21 protein-coding genes are annotated in these 25,186 nt (G+C 46.2%); 6 read left to right on the top strand and 15 right to left on the bottom strand.

Annotation, left to right across the window (positions count from 1 at the left end; genetic code table 11):
- The first annotated feature begins 13 nt into the window (after positions 1-13).
- Both CLV93_RS06495 and CLV93_RS06490 read left to right on the top strand, forming a co-directional pair.
- Entirely contained in the window at positions 14-1,282 is a 1,269-nt protein-coding gene (locus tag CLV93_RS06495; protein ID WP_106541435.1) for a hemolysin family protein, read from the top strand.
- Positions 1,283-1,377: 95 nt separating this feature from the next.
- Entirely contained in the window at positions 1,378-3,486 is a 2,109-nt protein-coding gene (locus CLV93_RS06490) for a peptidylprolyl isomerase (RefSeq protein ID WP_106541345.1), read from the top strand.
- A 163-nt stretch (positions 3,487-3,649) separates the two neighbouring features.
- Here the strand turns inward: CLV93_RS06490 and CLV93_RS06485 are convergent, their stop codons facing one another.
- From CLV93_RS06485 to CLV93_RS06415, 15 genes are read right to left on the bottom strand one after another with little or no spacing between them, the layout of a single operon-like run.
- Positions 3,650-4,099, bottom strand: a complete 450-nt coding sequence (locus CLV93_RS06485; protein ID WP_106541344.1) for a GatB/YqeY domain-containing protein — start codon at positions 4,097-4,099, stop codon at positions 3,650-3,652.
- A 24-nt stretch (positions 4,100-4,123) separates the two neighbouring features.
- The gene (gene ftsZ, locus CLV93_RS06480; RefSeq protein ID WP_106541343.1) at positions 4,124-5,548 is read right to left on the bottom strand and encodes a cell division protein FtsZ; all 1,425 of its coding nucleotides are present in this window, start codon (positions 5,546-5,548) and stop codon (positions 4,124-4,126) included.
- Between the two features lie 38 nt (positions 5,549-5,586).
- The gene (gene ftsZ / locus CLV93_RS06475) at positions 5,587-6,939 is read right to left on the bottom strand and encodes a cell division protein FtsZ (RefSeq protein ID WP_106541342.1); all 1,353 of its coding nucleotides are present in this window, start codon (positions 6,937-6,939) and stop codon (positions 5,587-5,589) included.
- Between the two features lie 33 nt (positions 6,940-6,972).
- Positions 6,973-8,313: a cell division protein FtsA gene (ftsA, locus tag CLV93_RS06470; RefSeq protein ID WP_106541341.1), complete on the bottom strand. Its 1,341-nt coding sequence runs from the start codon at positions 8,311-8,313 to the stop codon at positions 6,973-6,975.
- A 6-nt stretch (positions 8,314-8,319) separates the two neighbouring features.
- Positions 8,320-9,072 carry a cell division protein FtsQ/DivIB gene (locus CLV93_RS06465; RefSeq protein ID WP_106541340.1) on the bottom strand — a complete coding sequence of 251 codons (753 nt, stop codon included), beginning with the start codon at positions 9,070-9,072 and terminating at the stop codon, positions 8,320-8,322.
- Complete coding sequence (gene murC / locus CLV93_RS06460; RefSeq protein ID WP_106541339.1) at positions 9,065-10,450, bottom strand: UDP-N-acetylmuramate--L-alanine ligase; 1,386 nt, start codon at positions 10,448-10,450, stop codon at positions 9,065-9,067. The genes CLV93_RS06465 and murC overlap by 8 nt, the downstream gene beginning before the upstream one ends.
- Positions 10,447-11,559 carry an undecaprenyldiphospho-muramoylpentapeptide beta-N-acetylglucosaminyltransferase gene (gene murG / locus CLV93_RS06455; RefSeq protein ID WP_106541434.1) on the bottom strand — a complete coding sequence of 371 codons (1,113 nt, stop codon included), beginning with the start codon at positions 11,557-11,559 and terminating at the stop codon, positions 10,447-10,449. Before murG ends, murC begins: the two co-directional genes overlap by 4 nt.
- Positions 11,560-11,599: 40 nt before the next feature.
- On the bottom strand, positions 11,600-12,826 hold the full coding sequence (locus CLV93_RS06450) for an FtsW/RodA/SpoVE family cell cycle protein (RefSeq protein ID WP_106541338.1): 1,227 nt from the start codon (positions 12,824-12,826) through the stop codon (positions 11,600-11,602).
- Positions 12,827-12,838: 12 nt separating this feature from the next.
- Positions 12,839-14,179: a UDP-N-acetylmuramoyl-L-alanine--D-glutamate ligase gene (gene murD / locus CLV93_RS06445; protein ID WP_106541337.1), complete on the bottom strand. Its 1,341-nt coding sequence runs from the start codon at positions 14,177-14,179 to the stop codon at positions 12,839-12,841.
- 2 nt (positions 14,180-14,181) lie between these two features.
- The gene (gene mraY, locus CLV93_RS06440) at positions 14,182-15,432 is read right to left on the bottom strand and encodes a phospho-N-acetylmuramoyl-pentapeptide-transferase (RefSeq protein WP_106541336.1); all 1,251 of its coding nucleotides are present in this window, start codon (positions 15,430-15,432) and stop codon (positions 14,182-14,184) included.
- Between the two features lie 6 nt (positions 15,433-15,438).
- A complete protein-coding gene (locus CLV93_RS06435) occupies positions 15,439-16,905 on the bottom strand; it encodes a UDP-N-acetylmuramoyl-L-alanyl-D-glutamate--2,6-diaminopimelate ligase (RefSeq protein ID WP_106541335.1) in 1,467 nt (488 codons plus the stop codon).
- A complete protein-coding gene (locus CLV93_RS06430; protein ID WP_106541334.1) occupies positions 16,906-19,041 on the bottom strand; it encodes a penicillin-binding protein in 2,136 nt (711 codons plus the stop codon). It lies immediately after the preceding gene.
- A 6-nt stretch (positions 19,042-19,047) separates the two neighbouring features.
- Positions 19,048-19,395, bottom strand: a complete 348-nt coding sequence (locus CLV93_RS06425; protein WP_106541333.1) for an FtsL-like putative cell division protein — start codon at positions 19,393-19,395, stop codon at positions 19,048-19,050.
- Positions 19,396-19,397: 2 nt separating this feature from the next.
- A complete protein-coding gene (rsmH, locus tag CLV93_RS06420) occupies positions 19,398-20,297 on the bottom strand; it encodes a 16S rRNA (cytosine(1402)-N(4))-methyltransferase RsmH (protein WP_106541332.1) in 900 nt (299 codons plus the stop codon).
- Between the two features lie 19 nt (positions 20,298-20,316).
- Positions 20,317-20,778, bottom strand: a complete 462-nt coding sequence (locus CLV93_RS06415) for a division/cell wall cluster transcriptional repressor MraZ (protein ID WP_106541331.1) — start codon at positions 20,776-20,778, stop codon at positions 20,317-20,319.
- 297 nt (positions 20,779-21,075) lie between these two features.
- Here CLV93_RS06415 and glsA point away from each other — a divergent pair, with 297 nt between their 5' ends.
- The 4 genes from glsA (at position 21,076) to CLV93_RS06395 (ending at position 25,130) form a co-directional block, all read left to right on the top strand.
- Positions 21,076-21,918 carry a lyso-glycine lipid O-acyltransferase GlsA gene (gene glsA, locus CLV93_RS06410; RefSeq protein WP_106541330.1) on the top strand — a complete coding sequence of 281 codons (843 nt, stop codon included), beginning with the start codon at positions 21,076-21,078 and terminating at the stop codon, positions 21,916-21,918.
- A 66-nt stretch (positions 21,919-21,984) separates the two neighbouring features.
- The gene (glsB, locus tag CLV93_RS06405) at positions 21,985-22,956 is read left to right on the top strand and encodes a glycine N(alpha)-acyltransferase GlsB (RefSeq protein WP_106541329.1); all 972 of its coding nucleotides are present in this window, start codon (positions 21,985-21,987) and stop codon (positions 22,954-22,956) included.
- A 207-nt stretch (positions 22,957-23,163) separates the two neighbouring features.
- Entirely contained in the window at positions 23,164-23,556 is a 393-nt protein-coding gene (locus CLV93_RS06400; protein ID WP_106541328.1) for a BlaI/MecI/CopY family transcriptional regulator, read from the top strand.
- Positions 23,556-25,130: a M56 family metallopeptidase gene (locus CLV93_RS06395; protein ID WP_106541327.1), complete on the top strand. Its 1,575-nt coding sequence runs from the start codon at positions 23,556-23,558 to the stop codon at positions 25,128-25,130. The genes CLV93_RS06400 and CLV93_RS06395 overlap by 1 nt, the downstream gene beginning before the upstream one ends.
- Positions 25,131-25,186 lie beyond the last annotated feature (56 nt).

Raw genomic sequence — 25,186 nt, 5'->3', positions numbered from 1 at the left:
GAACCTGCCTAACATGAACGTTTTTCTAATCATATTTGGAACACTTGCCGCTTCCGCCTTTTTTTCAGGGATGGAAATGGCATTTGTATCTTCCGATAAGCTACGCCTTGAGTTAGAAAAAAACAGGAACTTTTTAAACAGCAGGTTACTCACTCTGTATACCCGGAAACCAGGGCATTACATCGCCACGATGCTTCTTGGCAACAACGTGGCACTGGTCGTTTACGGTATCGCATTTGCCAAAATGCTGGATCCCATCGTCACTCCCATTGTTACCAACGACACGCTCTCGTTAATAACTCAGACACTCCTCTCAACTCTCGTTATTCTTTTCGTGGCTGAATTCCTGCCCAAAACGCTTTTTCGGTTAAAACCGAACCTAGCCCTTAACATTTTCGCCATCCCGGTAGGTATTTTTTACCTCCTTTTCTATCCAATCACCTGGTTCACCATGGAGATATCCAGGTTACTGCTCAGGAAAGTATTCAAAACAGAGATTGTACAAGAGCAGGAGCAATTGGTATTTGGCCGCGTCGATCTGAATAAATTCATCGGTGAAAGCGAAGCTTCGGCAGGGGAAGTTTCCGAAACAGTTGAAAATGAAATCAAGCTATTCAAAAATGCACTCGATTTTTCGAAAGTAAAATTGAGAGAATGCCTTGTACCGCGACCTGAAATTGAAGCAGTAGAAGTTGATACGCCAATGGATGATCTGCGCCAGCGTTTCATCGAAACAGGTTTTTCCAAAATCATTGTTTTCAACGAAAGCATCGATAATGTCATCGGCTACTTCCATTCATCTGACCTCTTTCACAATCAGGAAAACATTAAAACTTCTCTCCGAAAAGTCATCTTTGTACCGGAAACCATGGAAGCCAGCAAGCTGCTAACGAAATTTCTGCATGAGCACAAAAGCCTGGCCGTTGTAGTTGATGAGTTTGGAGGAACCGCAGGCATCGTTACCACCGAAGATATTTTGGAAGAAATTTTTGGAGAGATTGAAGATGAGCACGACACCGTTGAGTTGGTCGAACGCAAGATTGACGACAAGCATTACATCTTTTCGGGTAGAATGAAAATCGACCAGATCAACGAAAAATATTTCCTCGGTTTACCGGTTGACGACAACTACGAAACCATCGCCGGATACATTCTGCATCAGTACGGAAGTATTCCCACCATGAATACCATTATAGACATCGACAAATTTCAGTTTAAAGTATTGAGAGGATCCAAGACGAGAATTGAGCTCATTGAACTGAAAATATTGGATAACACGTAATTTTGATTCCATCAAAAGCGATGGGTACTCTAAAATTATTATCTTCGTAGCCCAAAGAATTAAACAAAAGATTTTAATAAATAACCTGAACATTAATGGCAACATTACAGAAAATTAGGAACCAGGCTGGTGTTCTGGTTGCAGTAATTATTGGTTTGGCTCTGTTGGCGTTCATTCTGGGCGATATGCTTCGTTCCGGACGTTCCCTTTTGCGGGGAAAACAGATGGAAATTGCTGAGATTGCCGGAAAAAGTATCGACTACAAAGAGTTCCAGCAGAAACTTGACGAACTGACCGAGATTTACAAAATGAATTCGGGAACGAATTCCGTTGATCAAAAAACACTGGATCAGATTCGTGAGCAAACCTGGCAAAACATGGTCCGTCACTACGTGATGACCGGTATTTATAAAGACCTGGGAATCGGTGTAAGTTCTGATGAACTTTTCGATATGGTTCAGGGAAATAACATTAGTCCCATTGTTCAACAGCTTTTCCGCGATCCGCAAACCGGCCAGGTAAACCGTTCGGCTGTCCTTCAATTCCTGAAACATCTGGAAACGAATGGAACAGCACAGCAAAAAGCATATTGGCTGTTCATGGAAAAACAAATTGTTTCGCAACGTGAATTCACGAAGTACAACGATTTGGTATCAAAGGGACTTTATGTTACCACCGGAGAAGCGAAGCAAGATGTAGCCAACAAAAATCATCAGGTTGACATCAATTTTATTGCAAAAACATACGCATCCGTACCCGATAGTGCTGTCACTGTATCCGATGCTGCAATGCAGACCTACTACAACAATCATCAGGAATTGTACAAGCAGGATGCTGCGCGCCGGATCGAATATGTGGTCTTCCCTGTCGAGCCCTCAGAATCGGATAAGGCAAGTACTCACCAATGGATTGAGAAAATCAAAAGTGAATTTGCCAGTGCCAACGATGACGTGGCATTTGTCAATGTCAATTCCGATGTTCCGTTCGATGATTCCTATTACAAGAAAGATGAATTGTCACCAGAACTGGGTGATTTCGCTTTCAGCGGAAAAGTAGGTGATATTTACGGTCCGTATAAAGAGGGCGAAACCTGGAAACTGACCAAAATCGAAAAATTTGAAAATCTTCCCGATTCAGTTAGGGCTCGTCACATTTTAATTCGTGTTACCAGTCAGGCTGACGCGCCTAAAGCACAGGCTTTGGCCGACAGTTTGAAAACATTGATTCAGAAAGGTGCCAACTTCGCTACGCTGGCAGAGAAATACTCACAGGACCCGGGTTCTGCCAACAATGGTGGAGACCTTGGTTGGTTCCGTCGCGGAACAATGGTGAAAGCCTTTAATGATGTAGCCTTCTCAGCTAAAGTAAACGACGTGAACGAAGTGAAAACACAGTATGGTATTCATTTGCTTCAGGTTACCAAGCGCGGGAAAACAGCTCCAAACGTTCAGTTGGCCACTATCAGCCGTAAAATTGAGCCGAGTAGCCAGACTTACCAGAATGTTTACTCCCAGGCTTCAAAATTCGCTGGAGAGAACCAAACAGAAGATGCTTTTAACAAGGCTGTCGCTAAAGAAGGACTGGATAAACGATATGCAACCATCAAAGAGGACCAGCAAAATATCAATGGCCTCAAAGACGCCCGTATACTGGTTCGTTCAGCATTTAACAATTCCGACGTAGGAAAACTCATTGTCAGCTACGAAGGAACACCAATCTTCGAACTGGGTGACAATTTCGTTATCGCTGTAGTTACAGGAATCCAGGAAAAAGGTATTGCTCCTTTCTCGGCTGTAAAAGACCGTGTTGAACTCGCCGTAAGGAAGCAGATGAAAGGTGACTACATCGCTAAGCAAATGGAAGGCAAATCCAACCTGGTAGCGTTAGCAGCTGCATTAAATGTGAACGAGAAACAGGCTCAGAACCTGACCTTCAATTCATATTCAGTTCCGGGTGCCGGTGTTGAACCTGCAGTCATCGGAGCAGCTACCACACTTGGTCTGCACAAAGTTTCGAATCCGATTAAAGGTAACAACGGCGTGTATATGCTGGAAGTGACCAATATTAAGCAGGGTACGGATACTGACGTTGCCGGAGACAAAGCTCAGATGATGATGACTCAGAGCTACCAGGCAAATACGCAGGCTTTCGAAACACTGAAGAAAGAATCTGACATCGTTGACAAACGGTCGAAATTCTATTAATGAAATTTCTTCCGGACAACCGGAAAACATAGATATAAAAGAAAACCCCGCAATTACTTGCGGGGTTTTCTTTTTATCAACTCCGGAATAAAAAAGCTGCGAAACTACGATTCCCGGAGGAAAGAAAGGTATGGTTAATAAAACAGACGATGGCTGACAATCATCAGGAAAGCAGACTTTTCACTTTAGTCGCAATATCTTTTCCTTCAGCACGTCCAGCCAGCTTCGCATTCGCAGCTCCCATAACTTTTCCCATGTCTTTCATCGATTCGGCACCAAGTTCAACGATAATTTCCTTCACGGCAGCCGTCAATTCCTCATCGCTCATCTTCGACGGAAGATAAGCTTCAAACACCTTCACCTGCTCCATTTCCTGGTCATACAGGTCTTGCCGATTCTGTCCTTTGTAGATTTCGGCAGAATCTTTTCCCTGCTTAGCCAACTTGGCAATGGCTTTCAAAGCAACATCATCCGACAGTTCTTCCTGTCCTGCTTTTGCAGTTTTGGCTTCAAGGAGTACTTTTTTTATGTTCCGCAAAGCTTCCAGCTTCGCCTTCTCGCGGGCAAGCATAGCCGCTTTAATATCGGCATTGATTTGATCGAACAAACTCATGATTATTGGGTATTAATGCGTTAATTAATCAGCTTTGTCATGTAAGAAAGAGTTGTTTCGCCGCAGCTTGGGCCCTTCATCTTTATTATCCGAAAGCGAAAAGCGGGAAACCTCGGCCGCCTTTCTCTTTTTCTCATTCTCCAGGCGCATCATTCGGCGCACATAGGCAGGCTCGTTACTTATCTTGTCAATCTCATCATCCGAAAGCGTAGAAAAATCGACCTGCATTACTTGCTTACGTTGCTCCACGACACGGCTGTTTCCGGGCTTTTTTTCCTTCTGAGAAGGTCCATATAACGGCGCGAACTCATCTTCCGGTTCACCTTCAAAAACCGGGGTGCTTGATTTCTTCAAATCCTTATCATCATCCGACAATCCTACCTGACCAGTAATATTGGTGGGTACTTTTTCCTTTTCGTCCCGCAAGGAAACTTTTTCAGCTGGTTCTTTCTTATCAGTCCTCAACTCAGGAATCGAGCTCGTTTTAAATCCGGTAGCAATCACCGTCACCGAAATAGAATCTTCCAACGATGGTTCGATAGCTACACCATAAATCAAATCAGCTGAATTCCCGGCTTTTTCCTGCACATATTCGTTGATCAGGTTCATCTCGTCCATCGTCACCTCTTGCTTGTCGCCGGAAGTAATATTCACCAGAATATTGCGTGCGCCCCGAATGTCATTATTATTCAGCAACGGCGAATTCAAAGCTCCCTGAGCCGCTCTTAAAGCTCTCTCTTCTCCGGTTGCCCGGAATGAGCCCATTACGGCAACACCTGACTCTTTCATCACCGTTTTCACATCCTCGAAGTCCACGTTGATAAAACCGTGATACGTAATGATTTCAGCAATACCTTTGGCGGCAATGGCCAACACATCGTCGGCTTTGGAAAAGGCTTTTGAAATAGGAAAATCACCATACATCTCACGGATTCGCTCGTTGTTAATGACCAGCAACGAATCTACATTGCCTTCCATTTCCCGAATGCCTTTAATGGCCTGCTCAATACGTCTTCTTCCCTCATTCCGGAAAGGAATCGTCACAATACCAACCGTCAGCAAATTCAGCTTCCGTGCTGCTTCGGCAATTACCGGAGCAGCTCCCGTTCCGGTACCACCGCCCATACCAGCGGTAATAAAGACCATCTTTGTACCATGCGAAAGAATCTCTTCCACCTCTTTTATATTCTCCCGGGCAGCTTCCCGCCCCACGTCGGGTTTGTTACCAGCGCCGCGTCCTTCGGTCAGCGAAGCACCCAGTTGTACTTGTGTAGGTACCGGGCTGCTCGACAATGCCTGTGCATCGGTATTACAAACAGCAAAATCTACATCTTTTATCCCTTCCCGGAACATGTGGTTGACCGCATTTCCACCGCCTCCTCCAACACCTATTACCTTAATGATGCAATTCTGCTTCTCCGGCAATTCAAAATTCATCAGTTCGGCCATATCTCACTCTTTTAGTTTAATTCTACCTAATTCAAATATTATTCATCCATTTCCATATCGTTGTCACTGAAGAACGTATTGAACTGCTTGACAAACCAATTGGTAATGGGTTCTGCTGTCACTTCTTCCTTCTCTTTTTTGCTGCGATGCTTCTTCTCATCGCTCTTCTTCCGCTGGTTCTTCTTCTGATAGGAAGGTCTCTCCGGTTCATCTCGAAAATCATTTTCTACCTGAAGATCATCTTCATCGAGATAACTTTTTTGCCTTGACACCGGTTCAAAAATTTCCCCCTCCGGCTCGATGTGTTTTTCCTCGATAAGCGGAAGTTTCATCTCCCCGCTTGTGGATTCAGTTTTTGCATCCTGCAACGAAACTTTTGTAGGTTCCTGTTCCGGATCCATCCGACGATTCGGGTTTGTTTGGAAACCGGTAGCAATCAGTGTTACACAAATCTTAGAGCCCAGTTTTTCATCCCGACCGTTACCCCAGATAATATTGGCGTCATCGCCCGCTGCATCCTGTAGGTAATCGATGATCTGCCCGATCTCGCCCATCAGGATTTCCTCATCACCTGAAGTAATATTCAGTAGTATATTTTCTGTTCCATAAATATCATTGCTATCCAGAAGCGGAGAAATCAACGCCTCCTTCACCGCCCGCATGGCCCGGTCCTCACCATCGGCAATTCCCGACCCCATGATGAAGACGCCACTGCCGCGCATCACGGTATTCACATCGGCAAAATCAATGTTGATATTACCATGCAGGGTGATGATCTCGGCACAACCTTTCACGGCTGTCGCCAGAATATTATCCGCCTGGGCGAATGCTTTTGATGCTGGTAGATCGCCGTAAATCTTATGCAGATTCTCGTTGCTGATCACCAACAAGCTGTCTACGAATTTCTTCAGTTTGCCAACACCGGCCATAGCTTGATCAAACCGTCGCTTTCCCTCTTTTTCCGACGGAAGTGTCACTACTGCAATGGTGAGAATATCCATCTCACGAGCCAGCTGAGCAATTACCGGGGCAGCACCCGTTCCGGTTCCACCTCCCATTCCAGCGGTTACAAAAACCATCCGGGTATTATTCGCCAGCACCTTCCGAATATCAGCCAGGTTTTCGATGGCAGCCTGTTCACCCTGCTCGGGTTTGTTACCTGCCCCACGCCCTTCGGTCAGCGAGACTCCCAGCTGAACCTTTACGGGAACAGGACTATTCTCCAGCGCCTGCGCATCGGTGTTGCAAATGATGAAATCGACGCCGCTGATTCCATTCCGGTACATGTAGTTCAGCGCGTTTCCACCGCCTCCACCAACACCTATGACCTTAATAATGGAATCCTGGTTATGCTTAAAACCAAAATTGAGCAGATCTTCTTCTGATGACATACCGTATTGCTTTTGGTTGTTTTACCTCCTAGTCTAATTCATTTCCATATCTTCATCCGAGATCAGGTTTCCGAGACCATCCCGGGCTTTTTCGAACAGATTGTTGAATACGCCTTTAAATCCGTTTCCATTCTGCCTGTGTTGCTGACGATGGTTGGTTGGTCTTTCCTCTTCTTCGTCTTCATGAATAACCATCGCATCGACGTTACGCATTCCTTCGCGCTTCTTCAATCCCTTCACCAACAGACCGAGAATATTAGCCGCTTCCGGTCCATTCACCTGTTCAGCAAAAAGTAGTTCTTTCATCGGAATCACCGGGCGTCCAAAACGAACATCCAGACCAGTTTTAAAGCTGATGAGCTTCTCCATATCGGCCATTCCTGCTCCACCTCCGGTTATCACGATTCCTGCCCCTAGCTTATGCATCAGTCCTGTTGATTCGATCTGGTAACTGATACCTTCCAGAATTTCTTCCATCCGGGCCTGAATGATATGAGAAAGGTTCTTGAAACTCACTTCCTTGGCAGGCCATCCGTCCGATTCTGGAATCTGCACGACTTTATTGTCGGGTGCCAGCTCAGCCAGTGCTCGTCCAAACTGTACCTTTAAAAGCTCAGCGTGCCGGGCAATAATGTTGCATCCTTCTTTGATATCGCGGGTAACGACGGCACCACCAAAAGGCAGTTCAGCGGCCAGTCGGAGTCTGTTCTCATAGTATACTGAAACGCCAGTCGTTCCGGCACCAAAATCAACCAAAACAACACCGGCTTCTTTCTCGTCCTCGGTGAGATAAGCCTCTCCCTGCACAAAAGGATTGACAAATACACCGGCCAGCTCGAAACCAGCTTTTTCGGCACAACGACGGAGATTGATACGGTAAGAATCGGGAGCCAGAATCAGATTGAACATGGCATCGATGCGATTACCGGCCATCCCAACAGGTTGCTGAATTCCCATTTCTCCATCCACAATGAATTCCTGGGGAACCACGTGAAAGATCTTTTCGCCGGGCTGAAGAGAGTATCGTCCCACTTCTTCGTACAGCGATGACACCAGTTCGCGGGTAACTTCACCATCCTCATCAATCATCCGGTAGCCGCTGGCCGACCGGGTACGAATCTTCTGTCCCGACAAACCGGCATAAATGCTACGAACTTTCAGTTTCAATCCGCGGCAAGCCACATCCACCGCTTCACGTATCGATTGTCCGGCTTCTTCAATATTCACCACAACGCCATTCCTGACACCGCGGGTATCCGTACTTCCATAGCCAACGACCTCCAGTTTCCGATCAATGGTATAGCGACCAATGATGGCAGTCGTTTTCGCAGTACCTATATCTACTGCAGCGGTCATTTCTTTCATTGAACTCATAGGAAGTTATTTTTTTGTGCACACTATCTGATTTCTGTATTTGAGGTTAATGGTTTTGTATTTCGACCATCCTCCATGTCGAAAACCTTCAGTATATAGCGCCTTCAGATTCCTGAACTTAATCCGGTAATCATCGGCTTTTCCAAATTCAATTCGTTGCTCACCAATTCGTGGAATCAAGGTCAAATCGCTGTCATCATCCACGTAAATCTGGTCAATCTGGGCTTTCAGGAAATCATCCGAATCGATGTACGACACCAACGGAACCAAGGTCTCCTTGGCAAATTTCCGGGTAACCGAACCGCCCACCAGGATAACCCTTGCCGTATATTTGGGTGTCCAGTTCATCACATTTCCTTCTTTGTCCATATAGTAATCCAGACCGCTGGTAAACACTCTGAAAATGGGGCGACGCTGCTCGATATGCACAACCAGCGAACCGCCTTTGTCTCCTGTATTGCTCGACAAAGTCGTATACACCTGCGCCTTCCCAATGGCTTGCAACTTCTCCAAGCCATCCTCAATTGTCCGGGTGTTGATGGAATCGAGCCGTTTACCAAAAACCCCGTTATATTTCTTTTGTATCCATCTCTCCACATCATCATTGTCGATGAACCGGTACTGAGCCGAATCACTCACATCGACCACCAGCCCGACACAACGCGTCTGCTTGTATTTTCGTGCGGAAAACCCCAGCGAAAAGACAATGAGCACAATAGCCGCGCCCCACAGAATGATATGCAGAAACTTCTTAAACATCTTCTTTCTTCTTCAATACTTCCACAATCGGTTCTACCCACTGGTCGATATCGCCGGCGCCCAACGTCAGTAAAACACCGGTTTCGAGTTTTTCAACTACTTCGGGTAATTCCTCTTTATGGCAAAGTATTTTATCTTTTATCGTTACTTTTTCCAGTATTAATTGCGAATCCACCCCCGGAATCGGTTCTTCCCTTGCGGGATAGATATCGAGCAAAATCAATTCGTCCAACAAACTCAAACTCGCGGTAAAGTCTTCTGCCAAATCCCGTGTCCGGGAATAAAGGTGTGGCTGAAAAATCCCTGTCACTTTCTTATCAGGAAACATATCCTGAACCGAATGAATCGTCGCCTCCAGCTCTTTCGGATGATGCGCGTAATCGTCTATGTATACCACCTTCTTTCCGCGAAAACGAATATCGAAACGACGAACAACACCCACATAGCTGGCTAACGCTTCCCGAATTTCATCACCGGTCACACCGGAAAGCAAAGCCAATCCGCAAGCGGCCACCGCGTTCTCCACATTCATCAGTCCCGGGTAAGCCAGTCGCAAATCGGCAAATTCACCGAAAGGTGTCACCAAATCAAAATGATAGGCTCCGTCTTCCACCCGGATATTCGTCCCATAAAAATCGGCTTTCCCTTTAATGGAATACGTGTAGAACTTAGCCTCCTCATTCCAGGCTGCCTCTACCGGAAGTCCCTTTTTGTACAATACCTCTCCGCATTTGTTCACCTGCCCGACAAAACTTTTGAATGCATCGAGCAGATGCGAAAAGTCGCCGTAAATATCCAGGTGATCCGGATCGATTGAGGTAATCACTGCCCTTTGCGGGAACAACCGTAAAAAGGACCGATCGAACTCATCAGCTTCAGCCACTACCACATTGGTTTCCTTTTCGGGAAGGATGAGGTTGGTATGGTAGTTCCTCGAAATTCCTCCCATAAAAGAGGTGCAACCAACGGATGACTGATGCAGCAAATGAGCGGTCATGGTTGTTACCGATGTTTTGCCATGTGTTCCGCTTACTGCGATGCACTGACTCTCGGCAGCAATAATGCCCAACACCTGAGAACGTTTGTATATCGCCGTTCCGGTTTTCCGGAAGAACTGTAACTCAATGTTTGATTCCGGGATAGCAGGCGTATAAATCACCAGCGTATTATCCAATGCGTTAAATGGCGGTACATATTTTAAGTCGGCCTCGTAGTGAACGTAAATTCCCTCCTCTTCCAACTCACGGGTCAACTCCGTTTCGGTGCGATCGTAACCTTCCACGCGCATTCCGTGAAAACGGAAATAACGTGCCAGGGCACTCATCCCGATGCCGCCGATACCCAGCAGATAAACCCTATGTACCTTCTCCAGATTCATGACTCTCTTTTTTCGAGCAATTCAGCAATAACCTCTACAATATCGCGGGTCGCATTGGGCAAAGCCATTTTTGTGCTGTTCGCTGCCAGTTTCTCCAACTGGAGCTTATCAGTGATCAACTTCAAAGCCTCAGGAACCAGCTTCTCTTTTGCTTCGCTGTCTTTAACCAATACGGCCGCTTCTTTTTCTACCAACGCCATGGCGTTTCGGGTCTGGTGATCCTCTGCCACGTTAGGCGACGGAACCAGAATGGATGGTTTGCCTACCAGACAAAGTTCAGATATCGTTCCCGCTCCGGCCCGTGAGATGACCAAATCGGCCACAGCATAAGCCAAATCCATTCGCGGGATAAATTCCATCAGATGAATGTGGCCGGGAAGTTTTCCTTCCAGCTTTTCGCTGATGGTTTTATAATAGAATTTTCCTGTTTGCCAGATCACCTCTATTCCGGAATCTTTCAATGCATCAAACTGCACCAGCAAACTGTCGTTGATGGAACGGGCTCCCAAACTTCCGCCGACAATCAACAGAACGGGTTTGTTTTCTTCCAACTGGAAAAATTTCCGCGCCTCCTCAATATTCTTCTGCCCTTCAAGCAGGTTGCTTCGTATTGGATTTCCGGTGAAAACAATCTTCCCGGCCGGGAAAAAGCGCTCCATCTTATCGTAGGCCACGCAAATCTTATCGACTTTCTTCGCCAGAATTTTGTTGGTCACACCCGCAAAAGAATTCTGTTCCTGAATAACTGTAGGCAATCCTTTGTTGGTGGCAACCCTGAGCACCGGGCCGCTGGCATAACCACCTACGCCAATCACACAATCGGGGCGAAACGAAGTGACAATTTTACGTGCTTTCATCATCGAACGAAGCAACTTGAACGGAAACGACAGGTTGCGCCAAATCTCGCCGCGATGGAAACCCGCTACCCGCAGACCTTCGATGGTGTAACCAGCCGCCGGAACTTTCTCCATCTCCATTTTGTGCTCAGCTCCCACAAACAGGATCTCACAATCCGGATACCGTTGCTTCAGACCGTCGGCAATGGAAATTGCCGGAAAAATATGACCTCCGGTTCCGCCTCCGCTAATGATGAATTTGTATGTTTTCATTTTCTTCCGATTCAAAAAACTTATTCCCGGCAGGAAACAGTTAAACCGTTTCTTCTTTCAACTGCACATCCTCATCAGGCAAATCTTCCGTCGAGTGGAACTTGTGCTCAATCTCCTCACGACGTTCTTTGTTATTTTGGGAGCTTACGCTCAGCAATAGTCCAAAAGCAATGGCCGTAAACAGCTGTGATGTTCCTCCCCAGCTTATCCAAGGCAACGGCTGTCCGGTTACGGGCAAAATCCCCACCGACACCCCCATATTGATCATGGCCTGCATAAACAGCAGCACTGTTATTCCGGTAGCCAGAAAAGCCGGGAACGTCCGGTTACTCTTCTTCAGCAAAATTCCTCCCCTCGTCAGCAACATGATGTAAAACAACAGAATGACTCCTCCGCCAAACATTCCATATTCCTCAATAATAATGGAATAAACGAAGTCATTATAGGCCGCACTCATAAAATTACTCACCGTGCTATTTCCGGTACCTACACCGCCAAATCCACCGCGGTGAATCGCAATTTTTGCAAAATCGGCCTGCGTCAATCCTTTCTCCGAGCGTTTATCGCCGTGTATGTAGCGCTCAATCCGGGCCCGCACGGTTTTGATACGTCCTGAACGACCTCCATCGGGAAGATGAGGCGCAATAAAATATAGTATAGCTACCAACGCGACTCCGGCCATAGCAAGCAGCATCATGTATTTGAAAGGAACGCGCCCAACAAACATCATGATGACCACTGTTGTAAAAAGCAGGCCGGCAGTTGAAAAGTCGGCCACGGCAATCGGGGCACAAATGGCGGCTGCCCCCAACAATGTTTTTCCAAACGCTTTTTTCAAGCTCTCTTTACTGGTCTGGTTGTTGGCCAGAATACGGGACACCCAAATAACCAGCGCCACTTTCGCCAGCTCGGCTGGCTGGAAAGTGATAAATCCAAGCGGCAAGGTACGTCCTGTTCCACCACTAGCCCGGCCAAAAACCAATCCCATGATGATGAAAAAGAACGCGGTTAGCATACCTAAATTCGCAGTCCGGTTGTAAAACTTAACAGGAATGATATTGACCATCACCAGGATAATTCCAAATCCGAGCAAGTGCATCAACGTCTGGCGAATCAGGTAGTGAGCGGTGTTTCCACCTGCTACACGAAAAGCCAGTGCTCCCGTCGAGCTGTAAATAATCAGCATGGAAGCTATGGAGAGCGCCACCAGCACTGCCCAGATGATGTTATCGCCTTTGAAATATTTCCGGTAAACGCCAAATCCCATCTTTCAATCCGGTTAAAGGTTTCGTACAGCCTGTTTGAACATCTGGCCGCGTTCTTCATAATTCTGAAACAGGTCGAAACTGGCACAAGCCGGGGACAACAAAACGGTGTCACCTTCGCCGGCCAGGAAATATGCATTCCGAACCGCTTCTTCCATGCTATCCGTGTCGATAACGTCTTTTACCATACCGCTGAATGCATCGACAATCTTCCGATTGTCTTTTCCGAGGCAAACAATGGCTTTCACTTTGGCCTTCACCAAATCGTAGAGCATCGAATAATCGTTGCCTTTGTCGACTCCGCCAACGATCCATACTACCTGCGTATTCATGCTTTCCAGCGCATACCAGGTTGAGTTGATGTTGGTGGCCTTCGAATCGTTGATGAATTCGATACCATGTACCCTGATGAAGCGTTCGAGCCGGTGTTCCACTCCCTGAAAGTCGGTGAGACACTGGCGAATCTTCTCTTTTCGTAACCGGAAAACGACTCCCGACAAACCTGCCGCCATGGAGTTGTACATGTTGTGTTTTCCTTGTAAAGCCAAATCGAATATGGACATTGCGAATGAATTATGATTAATGCTAACTTTTAGTTCATTGTCTTCAATCCAGGCCCCGAAGGCCAGTTTATTTTGAATGGAAAACGGAATCATCTGTGCGTGAATATCCCGATCTTCAATCTCGGAAGTGATGTTCTCATCATCGGCACAATAGATGAAATAGTCTTCCGGCCGCTGGTTTTGCAAAATGCGGAACTTCGAATTCACGTAATTCTGCATCTTGTAATTATAGCGGTCGAGGTGGTCGGGAGTGATGTTCAGAAGAATCGCCACATCAGCCCGGAATTCATACATCCCGTCAAGCTGAAAGCTGGAAAGCTCAATCACATACAGGTCGAAATTTTCTTCAGCGACCTGCCACGCAAAGCTTTTACCCATATTTCCGGCAACGCCTACATTCAATCCTGCCCTTTTCATCATATCGTAAATGAGCAGGGTAGTGGTTGTTTTTCCGTTGCTTCCGGTAATGCAGATGGTTTTTGCCTGCGTATACCTTCCGGCGAATTCAATTTCTGAAATGACCGGAACTCCTTTTTCCACCAGTTTTTGCACCAATGGTACCTTTTCGGGAATACCCGGACTTTTCATCACCAAATCGGCCGACAGGATTTCAGTCTCAGTATGCTGCTTTTCCTCCCACCGGATTCCATTCTCGTAAAGAACGCTTTTGTATTTATTTTTTATCGTTCCGCTATCCGAAACGAACACGTCAAATCCTTTCTTCTGACCGAGAATTGCAGAACCAATTCCGCTCTCGCCTGCGCCTAATATGACCAGTTTTTTTGGGGTCATGATTAACGCATTTTCAATGTTGCCACGGTCAGTACAGCCAGTAAAATCCCGATAATCCAGAACCGCGTAACGATTTTGGCTTCAGGAATGCCTTTTTTCTGATAATGATGATGAAGCGGCGACATCAGGAAAACTCTGCGCCCTTCACCGTATTTCCGTTTCGTATGTTTGAAATAAGCCACCTGGATCATTACCGACAGGTTCTCGACCAAGAAAACACCGCACAACAGCGGGATCAGAATTTCCTTCCGGACGATGATGGCGAACACGGCCAGAATTCCTCCCATGGCCAGACTTCCTGTATCGCCCATGAAAACCTGCGCCGGGAAAGAGTTATACCACAAAAATCCGATAGCCGCACCGATGAAGGCTGCCATAAAAACGGTCAGCTCACCAACCTGTGGTATATACATAATATTCAAGTAATCGGCATATATCAGGTTACCACTGAGGTAGGCAAACACCCCAAGCGTTGTCCCGCTTATCGCGGAAGTCCCTGTCGCCAGACCATCCAGACCGTCGGTGAGATTGGCACCGTTCGACACAGCGGTTATAATAAAAATGATGACCAGGGCATAAACGAGCCAGCCCCACTCAGAAGCTTTATTGCCCATGAACCAAACCAGCCATTTGTAATTGAATTCGTGATTCTTCACAAATGGGATCGTAGTTTTAGTCGATTTCACATCGCGGGTTACCTGGCTGACCTGTTGTTCACCCGTCATACTGTTCACCAGAATTTCTGTTTTTACCTTTCCATCAGGATTCATTACCCGCTCTCGGATGACCACGTCCTTGCTGAAATAGAGCGTAGCTGCTACAATTAATCCCAGTGAAACCTGTCCCAGAATCTTAAATTTGCCGGCTAAACCTTCTTTATCTTTCAGGAATACCTTGATGTAATCGTCTACAAAACCGATGAAGCCAAGCCATACGGTTGTGATAATCATCAGCAGGATGTAAACATTATCAAGCTTGGCGAACAAAAGCACCGGCACCAACAACGACGATAGGATAATAATTCCACCCATGGTCGGCGTTCCCCGTTTCTGCAATTGTCCCTCGAGACCCAGGTCGCGAATTTCCTCGCCAATTTGCTGGCGCTGCAGAATGCGGATGATTTTCTTTCCCACGAAAGTGGAAAACAACAGGGCGGTGATGATCGCCAGGGCCGACCGAAACGAAAGATACTCGAACATCCCCGCACCCGGGAAATTCAACGATTCAAGATATTTAAACAGGTAATAGAGCATATTAAATTAGTTTTGTCCGGTTACACCGAATATTTCCCGAATAACTTCACGATCATCAAAATGGTGTTTCACTCCTTTAATTTCCTGGTACGTTTCGTGTCCTTTCCCGGCCACCAGGATAATATCGCCGGGCCGCGCCATCATGGCCGCTGTGCGAATCGCCTCTTTCCGATTCGATATCGCCAACACTTTGTTTCGTTGATGTGCTTCCACACCGGTCATCATATCGGCGATAATTGCTTCCGGATCTTCCGAACGCGGATTGTCGGCCGTCAGAATTACACGGTCACTGGCAGAAGCTGCTTCCTGGGCCATCTCGGGCCGCTTCGTCTTATCGCGATTTCCTCCGGCTCCCACTACCGTGAAAAGCGTTTCATTCCGGGTACGAATTTCATTGATCGACGAGAGCACATTCTTCAAGGCATCGGGCGTGTGCGCGTAATCGACTATGGCGAAAACACCCAGCGGAGAACGAATAATTTCAAATCGACCATCCACTGGTTTCAGCAAACTCATTTGCTGCAATACTTCGTCTTTCCCCGCCCCCAGCGAAACAGCGGTTCCATATACAGCCAGCAAATTCATTGCATTGAAGTTGCCGATAAAATGCGACCAAACTTCCGTTCCGTCTACACTCAACAACATCCCATCGAAATGACTTTCGAGTACTTTCACCCGAAAATCAGCCAACGAACGCATCGAGTACGTCAGCTTCTGCGCATCGGTATTCTGAAGCATCACCATACCATTCTTATCGTCAGAGTTGGTCAATGCAAATGCTTCTTTACTCAGTCCATCGAAAAACATTTTCTTGGCGTTCCGGTATTCGATGAATGTTTTGTGATAATCGAGATGATCGTGTGTCAGGTTTGTAAAAATTCCTCCATCGAATTGAATGCCGGCAATGCGCTGCTGGTGAATAGCGTGCGAACTCACCTCCATAAAGCAATAGTTGCAACCGGCTTCTACCATTTCCGCCATCAGCTCGTGAATCTGAACCGGATCGGGCGTGGTATGCGTCGATGGTCGCTTTTCATCACCCACATAATTGCAGATAGTTGAAAGCAAACCCGTTTTATAACCGAGCATTCCGAAAAGCTGATACAACAATGTCGCGATAGTGGTTTTCCCATTTGTCCCGGTTACGCCTACCACCTTCATTTGCGCCGATGGTTCTCCATAAAAACGAGAAGCAACTTTACCCAACACCCTGGCAGAATTTTCACATTGAATCCATGCCACATCCGGATTCTGCTTCTCCGGCAAACGCTCACAAATAATAGCTACCGCTCCATCAGCGATGGCATTTTCAATAAACTGATGGCCATCTACCTGTGTTCCGGGTACAGCAACAAACAAAAACCCCGGCTTCACTTTACGTGAATCAAAAGCAACGCCAGCAACCGGAATATCCGTGAATCCGGAAACTTCCAGCCCGCTTAACCCCGATAATATTTCGTTTAAATTCTTCATTTATTCTCCTAATCTTAATCTCACCGACTGCCCGGTTTGGTATTTCGTTCCAGCCGGTATCGACTGCATCAGCACTTTACCACGACCGGAAACAGAAACACGCAGGCCCCGGTTTTCCAAAATGTAAACAGCATCCGATGCACCCATGCCTGTCACTTTGGGCATCACGCCCGGAACAACCTTCAACGGATTCAGCTCCACATCATGGTTGGTGGTATCCATTTCGGCCCATTCGCTGCTACCGTGAAACCAGCCATGCAGTAAATCGGCATCATCCAGCACCTCTTCCAAATCTTTTCGTTTACCCGAAACTTCTCCGGGATAGTCCTGTTTTCCGGCGAAAGCCGAAATATCCAAATCATCGTGCATCCGCAGGTCGCTGGCGTACACGTTGTCCGAGATTTCGCGGAAAACCGGTCCGGCAACCGAGCCACCGTAATAAGCGCCTTTCGGGCCATTGATGACCACAATACACGAGTACCGCGGTTTATCAGCCGGAAAATATCCCACGAATGACGCCTGGTAAATCCGTCCCGAAGCATGGAAGTATCCTTCGCTTTGGTTTGCCACTTGTGCTGTACCTGTTTTTCCCGCAATTTCGTACGCCGGTGTATTCAACGATTTGGCCGTTCCCCGCACCACGACGCCGCGCAACATATCGTGCACCTTATTAAGCGTTTCGGAAGAACAGATTTTCGGATTCATCACCTTCGTTTTAAATTCCTTGACCTCACGTCCGTTTCTCTCGATTGCCTGCACCAACCGTGGCTCGACCATCCGTCCGTTATTGGCAACGGCATTATAAAAAGTCAGCATCTGCAACGGAGTCAATTTCAGCTCATACCCAAACGACATCCAGGCCAGTGTAACTCCAGACCAGCCATTACCGCCACCGGGATACTTGATGAATGGCTTCGCCTCCCCTTTGATGCCCAAATCGACGGGCTGATTCAAGCCAAAACTGTAAATCCGGTCAACGAAATCCCGTTCGTGACCGGCATAAGCCTTGGTAATGATTTTGGCAACCCCAACATTCGACGACAACTCGAAGACCTGTTTCATGGTAATTTTTCCATGTCCTCCGTGTCGCCAGTCACTGTCGTACACCGTTCGGTCCTTATATTTCCACACACCGTTTCCGGTGTCCACTATCGTCGATGTATCGACTTTTCCATCTTCCAGCGCCGCCATCAGCGATACCAGCTTGAAAGTCGATCCTGGTTCAGCATTTCCGGAATTACCGATGGCATAATTTTGATAGCCCTCAACCAAATCGCCATTGTCATCTCGCCCGTAATTCGCAATCGCCTTAATATCGCCGGTTTTGACATCCATCAGAACGGCCGTTCCATATTTAGCCCTACTATCAACCATCTCTTTCTTCAAGGCATGCATCACCATATCCTGAAAATTGACATTGATGGTTGTTATCAAGTTGTAACCATCCTGTGGATCTTCCTTGCTCACGTACAACCATCTTCCCGACAAATTGCGTTTCAAAGCCAGACCGTCTTCACCTTTCAGGTAACTTTCGTACGCTTCTTCCAGTCCGTAGTAACCAACGCTTCCATGGGTTCCACCATACACCGTACTACTCATTCGTCCCAGCGTTCTTGTAGCCATATTCCCAAAAGGGTAAACCCGAAGATTTTCCTGCTCGGCGATTAGGCCACCCCGGTTTCGTCCGCGACGGAAAATGGGGAACTTCTCAATTTTTTGCAGCTCCAGGTAATTCACTTTTCGTGGATTGATCAGATGATAGCGGGCTCCCTGACGATAAGCTGAGCGCAATTCGTGCCGGTAAGCTGCTTCCGATTTATCCTTGAAAAAGTGGGCCAGGCAATAAGCCAACGAATCAACCTTCGCGTTGAAGACCTCTTTCACACCCGGCGCCGCTAAATCCATTCGCAACTCATAATAAGGAACCGATGTAGCCAGTGGCCTCCCGTCGTCGGCACAAATATCACCTCGCCGGGCCGGGATTGTCACCTCTTTTACGTCAAGCCGCTCACCTTTCTGATCCCAGCTTTTATCCTGCTGAATAATAAAAATATTGCCCATCAGAAGGAGGGCAAAAATTATTGCAGCCACGTAAAACAGGCTAAATCGGGTTAGTATGGTTTTCCGGATTTCCATCCACCACTATTCTTTATCTACATACAATCTTCTGGGAGGTTCCTTCGATACCTCGAGCCCCAGGTTACTTTTCTCCACTCGGTCCATCACTTCCGAAGGCCGGCTCATTTTCATCAGCTCCGCGGCCACCGCAACAGATTCAGAACGCAATTCCTTCAGCGAATCCTGAAGGGCGGTAATATGCCTAATGGTTTTCTCCGACTTATACCGAATGGAGATATTAACCAGCAACATGACCACCACGACAAAAATCAACAACCGGTTTCTCCTCAGCCAGTCACTTTCCAGGATACGGCCATTCAAAATGGTCCGTAACGAAACTCGGTATCTCTTTCGGTTGTTCTTTTCCGGCATAATTATATTCTTTCTGCAATCCGCAATTTGGCACTTCGCGCCCGCGGATTATCGTTTATCTCATCTTCATCCGGCACAATCGGCTTCCGGTTGACCGCCTTCACCGGGACTTCATAATTTCCGTACAAGTCCTTCTCAATCGTTCCTTCTACCTTGCCACTCCTGACAAAGTTCTTCACCATCCGGTCTTCCAGCGAATGATATGTGATGGCAACGAACCGACCTCCGGGATTCAACACTTCAGGAATGGCTTCCAAAAAATCTCTCAGCACATCCATCTCCCGGTTTACCTCAATTCGAAGCGCTTGAAATACCTGCGCCAGGTATTTTTTCTCAGTTTTCGCCGGCACACAAGGTTCAATCACTTTCAGAAACTGACCAATCGTATTAACCGGCTCCTCTGATCTTGCATTTGTGATTAATGAAACCAACCTTCTGGCATTTTTAACTTCTCCGTAGGTTCTGAAAATTCGCATCAACTCACTCTCCTCATACTCATTCACAATCGATGCCGCATCTTTTTCAGCGGTTTGATTCATCCGCATATCGAGTTTTCCGTCGAAGCGAAAGGAAAAACCGCGATCTGCCTCATCGAATTCATGCGACGAAACGCCCAAATCGGCCAATATCCCATCCACTTTCTCCAATCCGTAGTAGCGGAGGAAATTCTTCAGAAACCGAAAATTATGCTGAACAAATATGAGACGATCGTCATCAATGAGGTTTTGCCGGGCGTCCACATCCTGGTCGAAAGCCAGCAGCTTGCCGCCCTCCAGTTTTTCCAGAATTCTGCGCGAGTGTCCTCCTCCGCCAAACGTCACATCCACATATACGCCACCCGGTTTCAGCGCCAAACCATCAACACTTGCATCCAACAACACGGGTACATGGTATTCACTCATCACTCAGCAATTTGAAGGGTCAAAAACTATCGGCCGGACCACCGAGCAACTCTTTGTAAAGCCGCACAAAGTCTTCGTCAGAAATCCGTGAAGCTTCATGTCTGGCAGGTTCCCACAATCTCATCCGTTCGCCCTGACCGGCAAAAATGGCTTCTTTGCCGATTCCTGCATAGTCCAGCATTTCGTTGGGAACATTGAGCCTTCCGTTATCAGCCATATTTACTTTCACCACTTCTTCGAAATAACGGGAAAGCATTTTGCTATGAAGCGGATCGTCCATATTAACCCGCTGACGAAGTTTATCCACTTTCCGGCGCCAGGCCGAGAGCGGATAAACGTTCAGGCATTTGTCATAGATATCCTTCTCGACCACGTACACCACCTCCAACGCGTCTCCCATCTCCTTCTTGAAAGGAGCCGGAAGCACGACACGGCCTTTACCGTCAACATTTACAGGATATACGCTGGTGAAAGAGATCATGGCTCAAATTACCTACATTTTCATGTAAAGGTATCTTTTTTACACTATCTGACAAAGTATGACACATTGAGACACTTAGCAAATTTGTCAACATTTTGTTGACATCAATGTTCATAACCATGTTGATAAACACCTTGCAATTGTTGAAATCTTAAAGTTGAGAGAGGTTTTTCTGTCTTTGGATTTCAAAGATACACTTCATTTGGGAAATCCATTCTACAACGGCTTTAAATTGTCGACCATTCTTCGCACGATCAATTTTTTAGTAAATTTCGCCACAGTTGAACGACAATTCCTATGGAGCAAAGAGAACCGGTTCAAAAGTTGAAACCGATTGTACTAAAAGAGCTTATCGCGGATAAAAGCCCTAAACTGGCGTCCCGGATTCCGGGATTTGTGTATCGTTATCTGAACTACAAATTACATATTAAGGAGGTCAACCAGATCATCCGGGATTATGGACACCTGACAGGAGTAGAATTCTGTGATGCCGTTATCAGTGATTTTAAAATCAAATTCGATTTTCACGGACTCAATAATCTTCCCGGGGAAGGACGATACATTTTTGCATCGAATCATCCACTGGGTGGCTTCGACGGACTGCTACTCCTTAGCCAGGTAACGCACCAAATGGGACCTTCCAAATTCCTGGTAAGAGATGAGCTAACAAAGATTCCACCGCTGGCTCCTGTTTTTGTCCCGATCAACAAACACGGCAGTCAGCGAAAAGCCGCCAAAGTGATACAGGATGCGTATGAATCGGACAACCAAATACTTATTTTTCCATCAGGACTGGCTTCGAGACGAATCAATGGGAAAGTAGTCGATTTGGCATGGCACAAACACTTCATACAAAAATCGATTCAGTATCAGCGAGATGTGATACCGGTTCACATTTCCGGCCGAAATTCCGGATTTTTTTACCGATTCGCCAATTTCCGCAAGTTCATCGGTTTGAAATTCAATATCGAAATGTTTTTTTTGCCTGACGAAACATTCAAGCAGAGGGGAAAAGAGGTAAGTATTACATTCGGCGAACCCATTTCGTGGCAAACTTTTTCAAAAGAAAAGTCGCAAAACAATTGGGCAGCCTGGGTAAAATCGAAGGTTTACGATATGGCACCGAGTACTCAAAAATAAGTGTACTTTACACATATCCTGTCTATTATTTCTTATTTTTGAAACCTTAAATCAAATGTTCGAAACATGAAGGAAATCATTCCTCCCGTTCCACGGGAGCTAATTGAGTCGGAACTTACCGAGGATAAATTCCAACGCAAGACGAACAAAGCCGGGAACGAGATTTACATATTCACCTATCACGAGGCTCCGAACACGATGAAGGAGATAGGTCGACTGAGGGAACTTACTTTCAGACAAGCAGGGGGCGGAACCGGCAAAGAAATTGATATTGACGATTACGATACCTGTGAAAATAATCCCTACAAGCAATTGATTGTTTGGGATCCCGTCAGAAGAGAAATCCTGGGAGGCTACCGTTACATTCACTGTAAAGGTCTGCCGCGCGATGAGAATGGTGAAGTACAACTGGCAACAGCCCGTCTTTTCCGTTTTTCAGAGAAGTTTATCGACGAGTACCTGCCCCATGTAATTGAACTGGGCCGCTCATTTGTGCAACCCGATTACCAGTCGAGCAAAGCAGGGGCCAAAGGTTTGTTTGCGCTCGATAACCTGTGGGACGGACTTGGCGCCCTGACGGTAGACCATCCGGAAATCAAGTACTTTTTCGGAAAAGTAACGATGTACACGCACTTCAACACGGAAGCGCGCAACCTGATACTTCACTTCTTCGAGACCTATTTCGCCGACCCGGATGAACTGGTACGGCCTAAAAAACCGATGCCGACCCATCGGAATATCGAAGCACTGAATGCGTTGTTCGAAGGAAAAGAATATCAGGAAGCGTATAAAATCCTTTCACAGGAGGTGCGTAATTACGGCGAAAATATTCCGCCGCTCATCAATGCTTACATGAATCTTTCTCCATCGATGAGGACATTCGGTACAGTTGTCAACGACCATTTTGGTGACGTGGAAGAGACCGGCATCATGATCAACATTGACGAGATGTACGACGCCAAAATCGACCGGCACGTTTCAACTTACCTCGAAGAGCTGGTTGAAAAGGGAGAAGATCCGAAAGTAAGATTCCAGTAAAAGAAACAGAATCAACGAATACACAATAAAGCCTTCTGAAATTTCAGGAGGCTTTTCTTTTTGCCATCAAACCCCTAACAGAAAGGAAACTATAGCATTCCGTATTTGTATCTACTATTTTCTTAGTAGAATTTCTAAGAAAATAGTAGGAATTAACAAACACATCTACTATGTTTGTAGTAGACTTTGAAGTAAACGTGTATCCTCATGGAAATAAAACAGCTGACAAATGCCGAAGAGCAAGTGATGCAGATTGTATGGCGACTAAAGGAAGTAGTGGTAAAGGATGTGGTTGAGCAATTCGACGAACCCAAACCCGCGTACACAACGGTGGCCACAGTACTAACTGTTTTGGAGAAAAAGGGATTTGTGGAAAAACGAAAAATCGGGAATACCAATTTATTCTTTCCGCTGGTTAACAAAGCCGAATACACCAAATTCCAATTTACGTCGCTGCTGAAAAACTATTTCAACGGTTCGTTTCCGAAGATGGCTACATTTTTCGCTCGCGAGAACCAACTGGATATTCAGGACCTGGAATCGATCATGAAACAGGCCGAAGAGGAACTCAGAAAAGACCAATCTAACACCGATTCGTAATGGAAAACTGGTTCGACTTTTTATTTCATGCCTCTGTTGGCCTCAGTCTCTTCTTCGTTGTATACTGGCTGTTACTACGGCAATCAACGCATTTCACGGCCAACCGGATCTACTTGGTGCTTTCGGTATTGCTGGCACTGATAATTGCTGCTTTTCCGTTTCACTATACGGTAACACTCACACCATCTGCGAGCACTCCCCTGTCCAATTTATCGGGTATTCTTAGCCACCAGATCATTTCCGGAAGCAAGCATATTCCTGAAAATAATGGAGTCAGTTGGTCCACGGTTTTACTTTACGCCTACCTGACCGGTACTGCTCTTTTCGCGTTGCGACTACTCATTCAAACATGGAGACCGCTTCGGGTTATCTACTCTTCAGAACCGAAAATACGGGATGGCTATTACATTCATGAAAATGACAAATACGCCCTTCCATTTTCGTTCTTCAACCATATATTAATCAATCCGAAATACCTGAAACAGGGAGAAATCAGTGAAATTCTTTCTCACGAACAAGTGCACATTCGCGAGCGTCACTGGGTCGACCTGCTTATCATAGAACTGTTGACAGTCGTTTTCTGGTTCAATCCATTCATTTGGTTATTTGAACTGGCTATTAAACAAAATCACGAGTACCTGGCCGATCAAGGTGTGATATCCCGGGGCCACTCACCCGTCAGGTACCAGGCATTATTAGTTAATCAGCTAATGGGCATGCAGGTCATTGGAATCACCAACAATCTGAATTTTGCCCTTGGCCCAACCCGTTTAAACATGATGAAAAGACAAAAAACATCGAAAAAGAAGCTGTTCCATATGGCTTGGGGAATTCCCGTCCTGGCTTTTATGCTGGTGGCATTCGCCGAACCTCAATATGAAAAAGCTGCTCCTGCGACCAATACAGCCCAGTCAGAAGCAACCAAAACAATTCATGGAACAGTTGTCAATGAAAAAGGAGAACCATTGACCGGGGCAACCGTTTTAATACGGCATACGACCAAAGGAACCGTAGTAGATCGAAGTGGAAAATTTTCACTTGAAATCCCTGTAGATGGATGTGAGTTAGTCATTTCTTTTGTAGGCTACGAAACAATTGTCAAAAAAGTCTCACCGAAAAAAGACAACCTGAGATTCCGGATGGAAAGGACGATAATCGCTATTGATCCGGGAAGTAGCCAGGCAAAGAAAGAAGTGCCTGCTTCACCGCCGCCAGCAGATTTAAAACAAGCTGACAGCAAGGCCCAAAAAGATGGCCCGGTTTTCTTTGTCGTAGAGGATATGCCAAAGTATCCAGGTGGCGATGAAGCATTAAAAGAATACATTGAAAGCAAAAAGGAAGAAATGCTTAAACAAGCGGAATCCGAAGGAAAAACACTAAAAGGGAAAGTCTACGTTAATTTTGTCGTTCAAACCGATGGTTCCGTTGCAGAAGTAAAAATTGTAAGAAGTAGCGGCTCCCAATATCTCGATGAAAATGGGATCGGAATTGTTAAGGGAATGCCAAAATGGACTCCCGGAAAACAGAGAGGCAAGCCTGTATCAGTTAGCTATACGCTTCCGATTACCTTTTAGATAGCACAAATTTCAAAAAAAAGAAGGATGTCGTTTCTACATCCTTCTTTTATATT

The sequence above is a fragment of the Prolixibacter denitrificans genome, assembly GCF_003014495.1.
In the GTDB taxonomy this organism is placed as follows: domain Bacteria; phylum Bacteroidota; class Bacteroidia; order Bacteroidales; family Prolixibacteraceae; genus Prolixibacter; species Prolixibacter denitrificans.
Note: the sequence above shows the minus strand (reverse complement) of the source record. Positions and strands in the feature narration are given on the sequence as shown.

Bases quoted from the DNA above. Each gene is read 5' to 3' on its own strand.
- CLV93_RS06400 (WP_106541328.1), top strand. From the start codon at position 23,164: ATGGAAATAAAACAGCTGACAAATGCCGAAGAGCAAGTGATGCAGATT.
- rsmH (WP_106541332.1), bottom strand. From the start codon at position 20,297: ATGAGTGAATACCATGTACCCGTGTTGTTGGATGCAAGTGTTGATGGT.
- CLV93_RS06395 (WP_106541327.1), top strand. From the start codon at position 23,556: ATGGAAAACTGGTTCGACTTTTTATTTCATGCCTCTGTTGGCCTCAGT.
- ftsA (WP_106541341.1), bottom strand. From the start codon at position 8,313: ATGAGTTCAATGAAAGAAATGACCGCTGCAGTAGATATAGGTACTGCG.
- murD (WP_106541337.1), bottom strand. From the start codon at position 14,179: ATGACCCCAAAAAAACTGGTCATATTAGGCGCAGGCGAGAGCGGAATT.
- CLV93_RS06465 (WP_106541340.1), bottom strand. From the start codon at position 9,072: ATGTTTAAGAAGTTTCTGCATATCATTCTGTGGGGCGCGGCTATTGTG.
- glsB (WP_106541329.1), top strand. From the start codon at position 21,985: ATGAAGGAAATCATTCCTCCCGTTCCACGGGAGCTAATTGAGTCGGAA.
- CLV93_RS06485 (WP_106541344.1), bottom strand. From the start codon at position 4,099: ATGAGTTTGTTCGATCAAATCAATGCCGATATTAAAGCGGCTATGCTT.
- CLV93_RS06450 (WP_106541338.1), bottom strand. From the start codon at position 12,826: ATGGGATTTGGCGTTTACCGGAAATATTTCAAAGGCGATAACATCATC.
- CLV93_RS06495 (WP_106541435.1), top strand. From the start codon at position 14: ATGAACGTTTTTCTAATCATATTTGGAACACTTGCCGCTTCCGCCTTT.
- CLV93_RS06425 (WP_106541333.1), bottom strand. From the start codon at position 19,395: ATGCCGGAAAAGAACAACCGAAAGAGATACCGAGTTTCGTTACGGACC.
- CLV93_RS06490 (WP_106541345.1), top strand. From the start codon at position 1,378: ATGGCAACATTACAGAAAATTAGGAACCAGGCTGGTGTTCTGGTTGCA.
- CLV93_RS06430 (WP_106541334.1), bottom strand. From the start codon at position 19,041: ATGGAAATCCGGAAAACCATACTAACCCGATTTAGCCTGTTTTACGTG.
- CLV93_RS06415 (WP_106541331.1), bottom strand. From the start codon at position 20,778: ATGATCTCTTTCACCAGCGTATATCCTGTAAATGTTGACGGTAAAGGC.
- murG (WP_106541434.1), bottom strand. From the start codon at position 11,559: ATGAAAACATACAAATTCATCATTAGCGGAGGCGGAACCGGAGGTCAT.
- ftsZ (WP_106541342.1), bottom strand. From the start codon at position 6,939: ATGTCATCAGAAGAAGATCTGCTCAATTTTGGTTTTAAGCATAACCAG.
- murC (WP_106541339.1), bottom strand. From the start codon at position 10,450: ATGAATCTGGAGAAGGTACATAGGGTTTATCTGCTGGGTATCGGCGGC.
- glsA (WP_106541330.1), top strand. From the start codon at position 21,076: ATGGAGCAAAGAGAACCGGTTCAAAAGTTGAAACCGATTGTACTAAAA.
- mraY (WP_106541336.1), bottom strand. From the start codon at position 15,432: ATGCTCTATTACCTGTTTAAATATCTTGAATCGTTGAATTTCCCGGGT.
- CLV93_RS06435 (WP_106541335.1), bottom strand. From the start codon at position 16,905: ATGAAGAATTTAAACGAAATATTATCGGGGTTAAGCGGGCTGGAAGTT.
- ftsZ (WP_106541343.1), bottom strand. From the start codon at position 5,548: ATGGCCGAACTGATGAATTTTGAATTGCCGGAGAAGCAGAATTGCATC.